At 30.3% G+C, this 4,942-nt stretch carries 3 protein-coding genes and 1 other annotated feature; of the genes, 2 read left to right on the top strand and 1 reads right to left on the bottom strand.

Features of this window, described 5'->3' with window-relative positions; genetic code table 11:
* The first annotated feature begins 114 nt into the window (after positions 1-114).
* Positions 115-290 (top strand) — a binding site (T-box leader).
* Between the two features lie 49 nt (positions 291-339).
* Positions 340-1,731: a glycine--tRNA ligase gene (locus COL3_RS14810; RefSeq protein WP_008422727.1), complete on the top strand. Its 1,392-nt coding sequence runs from the start codon at positions 340-342 to the stop codon at positions 1,729-1,731.
* Between the two features lie 149 nt (positions 1,732-1,880).
* Positions 1,881-3,257 carry a UDP-N-acetylmuramoyl-L-alanine--D-glutamate ligase gene (gene murD / locus COL3_RS14805; RefSeq protein WP_008422726.1) on the top strand — a complete coding sequence of 459 codons (1,377 nt, stop codon included), beginning with the start codon at positions 1,881-1,883 and terminating at the stop codon, positions 3,255-3,257.
* Positions 3,258-3,334: 77 nt separating this feature from the next.
* Here murD and COL3_RS14800 read toward each other — a convergent pair whose 3' ends face one another.
* On the bottom strand, positions 3,335-4,351 hold the full coding sequence (locus COL3_RS14800) for a DUF5050 domain-containing protein (protein WP_008422725.1): 1,017 nt from the start codon (positions 4,349-4,351) through the stop codon (positions 3,335-3,337).
* Between the last annotated feature and the right edge of the window lie 591 nt (positions 4,352-4,942).

Here is a 4,942-nt window from a genome sequence, read left to right as displayed (position 1 = left end):
CGATAGGTTGGAGGTTCGAGTCCTCTTCGCGGAGCCATTTTTTTATACTTTTTTAAGAAAGTATTTTACTATTGACATATAAAGGGATTTTGTTAAAATTAATTTATAAATTTAATATACACGTTGAAAAAGAAGAGTAATTTATAAATCGATCAAAGAGAGATGATGTTTGGTGTAAATCATTATTGATTTAGAATGAAGGGAGCTTTTGAGTGTAACGTCTATTAAAGAAGAAAGATGGGCTTGAGCCAAGAAGGGTGGAACCGCGGAATTTAAATTTCGTCCCTTTGCGCTTATAGCCTTTTTATTTTTATCAAAAATATTTGGAGGGATAAAACAATGGCAGTAGAAAAAACAATGGATAAGATTGTAGCTCTTTGTAAAAATAGAGGATTTGTATTCCCAGGCTCAGATATATATGGTGGTCTAGCGAACTCATGGGATTACGGCCCTTTAGGTGTGGAATTTAAAAATAATGTTAAAAAAGCATGGTGGAAAAAGTTTGTTCAAGAAAGTCCTTATAATGTTGGGCTAGATTCTGCTATTTTAATGAATAGGGAAGTTTGGGTTGCATCAGGACACGTTGGTGGTTTCTCAGACCCATTAATGGATTGTAAAGAATGTAAAGCAAGATTTAGAGCTGATAAGTTAGTTGAAGATCATATGACAGAAAATGGTGCTGAAGTAGCAAGTGCAGATGGATGGACTAATGAACAACTAAAAGAATATATTGAAAGTAATAATATAGTTTGCCCTAAATGTGGAAAGATGAATTATACAGAGATAAGAAAGTTTAATCTTATGTTTAAGACATTCCAAGGTGTTACTGAAGATGCTAAGTCAGAAATTTATCTAAGACCTGAAACAGCTCAAGGTATATTTGTTAACTTTAAGGCTGTACAAAGAACTTCAAGAAAGAAAGTACCATTTGGAATAGCACAAATAGGTAAATCTTTTAGAAACGAAATTACTCCTGGTAATTTCACATTTAGAACAAGAGAGTTTGAACAAATGGAGTTAGAATTCTTCTGTAAACCAGGTACTGATTTAGAATGGCATAAGTACTGGAAAGATTATTGCTGGAACTTCTTGCTTAATTTAAATGTAAAACCTGAGAATTTAAGAATGAGAGATCATGGTGAAGAAGAATTATCATTCTATTCAAATGCAACATCTGATATAGAATACTTATTTCCATTTGGATGGGGTGAACTTTGGGGTATAGCAGATAGAACTGATTATGATTTGACTAAGCATCAAGAACATTCAGGTCAAGATTTAAGCTATCTAGATCAAACAACTAATGAAAAGTATATACCATATGTAATAGAACCATCGTTAGGTGCTGACAGAGTTGCATTAGCATTTTTAATTGAAGCATATGATGAAGAAGAGTTAGAAGACGGGGATAGCAGAACAGTACTACATTTGCATCCGGCATTAGCTCCATTTAAAGCAGCTGTATTACCTCTTTCTAAAAAACTTTCAGAAAAAGCTTTAGATGTTTATGCAGAGTTAAGTAAAAAGTTTAATCTTGACTTTGATGAAACAGGAAGCATAGGTAAGAGATATAGAAGACAAGATGAAATTGGAACTCCTTATTGTATAACAATTGATTTTGAGACATTAGAGGATGAAGCAGTTACAATTAGAAATAGAGATACAATGGAACAAGAAAGAATTAAGATAAGTGAAATAGAAAATTATATTCAATCAAGTTTAGAATTCTAGAAATATAAAAGACAAAGGCTGACTCAAGATAATTTCTTTTGAGTCAGTTTATTTTTTTTACCTAAGTGCTATAATTAATATATAAAAGAACAGATTTTGGTAATATTTATAGCAGGTAGAGGAACATTATTTGATTTTGGAGGATAAAGATGAAAAAAGACTTTGCAAATTTCAAAAAATTTATAGACCAAAAAAAGGTTGGTGTTGTTGGAATCGGGGTAAGCAATATTCCACTAATCAATTTTTTGTTAGATTTAGGTGCAACTGTAACAGCCTTTGATAAAAAGAGCGAGGAAGAACTTGGAGAAGTAGCAGTTGATTTCAATAAAAAAGGAGTAGCCTTAGAACTTGGAGAAGGATATTTAGATAAACTTACTGGATTTGATGTGATTTTTAAAACGCCCTCAATGAGAATTGATAGCGAATCATTAGTCAGAGCTAAGAAGGAAGGTGCATATATTACATCTGAAATGGAAGAGTTTGTTAGGTATACTAAAGGAAAAGTATATGGCATAACAGGTAGTGATGGAAAGACGACTACAACTACAATTATTTCTAAGTTACTTGAAGCACAAGGTTATAAAACTTGGGTTGGAGGAAACATAGGAACACCATTATTTTCACAAATAGAAAGCATAAATGAAGATGATAGAGTTGTATTAGAATTATCGAGTTTTCAACTTATGACTATGACTCAAGAGATAGATATCGCTATATGCACAAATTTAGCACCTAATCATTTGGATATGCATAAAGACATGCAAGAATATATTGATGCCAAGAAAAATATATTTTTATATCAGAATTCAAATGATATTTTAATAGTAAATAGAGAAAATGAAATCACGCATGAGTTTTTAAAAGAAGCAAAAGGAATTGTTAGGGAATTTAGCTCTAAAAGAGAGATAAAGGATGGGGCATATTATAAAGACGGTGTTCTTTATCTTGATGGTAAGGAAGTTTGTAAAAAGGATGATATAGTAATTAAAGGAATGCATAATGTTGAAAATTATCTTGCAGCGTTCTTAGCAACTAAAGATGATGTCTCTACTGAAATTATGAAGAAAGTAGCACAAAGTTTCACAGGTGTCGAGCATAGATGCGAGCTTGTAAGAGAAATAGATGGGGTTAAGTATTATAATGATTCTATCGCGTCAAGCCCAACTAGGACCTTAGCTGGACTTAAAGCATTTGATGAAAAAGTAATAATAATTGCGGGGGGATATGATAAGCATATTCCATTTGAACCATTAGCCTATGAAGGATATCCTTATATAAAAGAATTGATTCTCATAGGAGCGACAAAAGACAAGATTAAGGAAGTATTTGATAAGCTGGAAAAAGAGAAAGGTATAAAGATTAATATAAGAATAGCAGAATCATTAGAAGATGCTGTTAATATTGCAAAAAGTACAGCTGAGTCAGGAGATATTGTAACACTATCACCAGCTTGTGCTTCATTTGATATGTATCCTAATTTTATGGTAAGAGGAAATAAATTTAAAGAAATAGTAAGAAGTTTATAGTGGTACTTATTATAGTGAAAAAGATGGGTGGAAAATATTTATTAATAATCTCCGCCCATCTTTTCTATGTATTAGCTTTAAGTAGAATACTTTTTGAAGTAAATATTATTTACATTAATACTTGGACTATAAAAAATACCTGCCGAAGTTAAATAATAGTCATTAATGCCTTGAGATATTTCTGCTTTATATGTTGCAGTTGAATTCTTTGTATCTACTGATAGTGAATACAGGTTATTTGAATCACTTCCATTAATGAAATATAAAGATTTATTAATAATTTTTAACTCTGACCCATTCATTATAGAAATTCTTTTACAATCTAATGTAGAAGGATCTATTAAATATAAATTATTATTATCAGAAGAATTAAAGAATAATATTTGTCCATCATACACTACAAAACTATTAGCTGTATAGTCAGTAAGTTTTTGTCTTTCAGTACCATCTATTTTGATTGAATAAAGTTTTGCGCCATCACTTAAGTTCTGATAGATAAGAAAGTCTCCATTAACCATAAAGGAACCAACACTATCACGTGATACTACCTGGCCCTTAGAGGTTGTTGTATCATATTTATAAACCCTATTGCCATCATCTTTGTTTTTGTAGAACAAGTCAGTATTAATAGCTATTAGGCTATCTATAGAATGAGTGTTTATCTTAGTATATGTTTTGTCAGCAATGTTAAAGGAAGATAGTGCACCGTTTTCTGAGTCATTAGAAAAATAAATCATTTTATCAATTAATGCTATATTGCTTGCAGAATAATCCGCAAAGTTAGTAACATTTTTACTTTGAAGAATATCCTTTGGCAATGGGTCAGGAATTGTTGAAATTCGATTGTTTTCATCTGGATTAGGAAATATTAAATCAGTTCCATTAAAAACAAATGGACAAAAATATGAAGAATTATTATCGGTTAATGTAAATGGTGTTGATACAGTAGTTGTAGAATTAGATACCTGTATTGATTTTGCGGATGAGGAATTAGAAGCAGAATTTGCAGATGAGGATGAAGTTGCTGCATTTCCACATCCCATTAAAGAAACTATAGTAATTGATAGTAATAAGCACTGTATTTTTTTATTCATTATTAAAATCTCCCTAAACTAAAATTATATTACTCATAGAATTGTTAATGACTTTAAGTAAAACGTATTTATATATATTCTCGTATAATATGTATAGATTCTATAGAGTGTTTTCTGATATTTAAGTTTGTTAAGTGATTGCACAACTATATAATAATTTTATATACTTTCTCTATCTAACAAATTAATAAGTCTACAATATTAATACTAAAATAAATCTGAATAGTAGTAAAGTGCAGTTAATAATTTAATAACTCAATCATATCTTTCTGTAATAAAGTTAACGCTTCCTGGCGTGTCTTTGGGTAAGATAGATAGAATTTTAAAGAAAAAACGAGTAATAGCAGGATATATTATATACATAAGTGTTATTTGGTGAATTGAATGTGAAAAACGTGATACTATAATATTCGTTGCCACGGAAAATGGCTAACGAAAAGAACAAAATTAGCAAAAATTATTTAAGAATTTATGAAAATAAATGTTGACAATAATAGCTAAGGATGTTATCATAATAAAGCGGTCGAGAGACTGAAAGATCTTTGAAAATTGAACAGAATATGATAAATACATTTAAGTAAACCAGCAATT

This window comes from Clostridium sp. LS (assembly GCF_002760435.1).
Taxonomy (GTDB): domain Bacteria; phylum Bacillota; class Clostridia; order Clostridiales; family Clostridiaceae; genus Clostridium.
The sequence above is the reverse complement of the archived record's forward strand: the minus strand, read 5'-3'. Positions and strand labels throughout refer to the sequence as shown.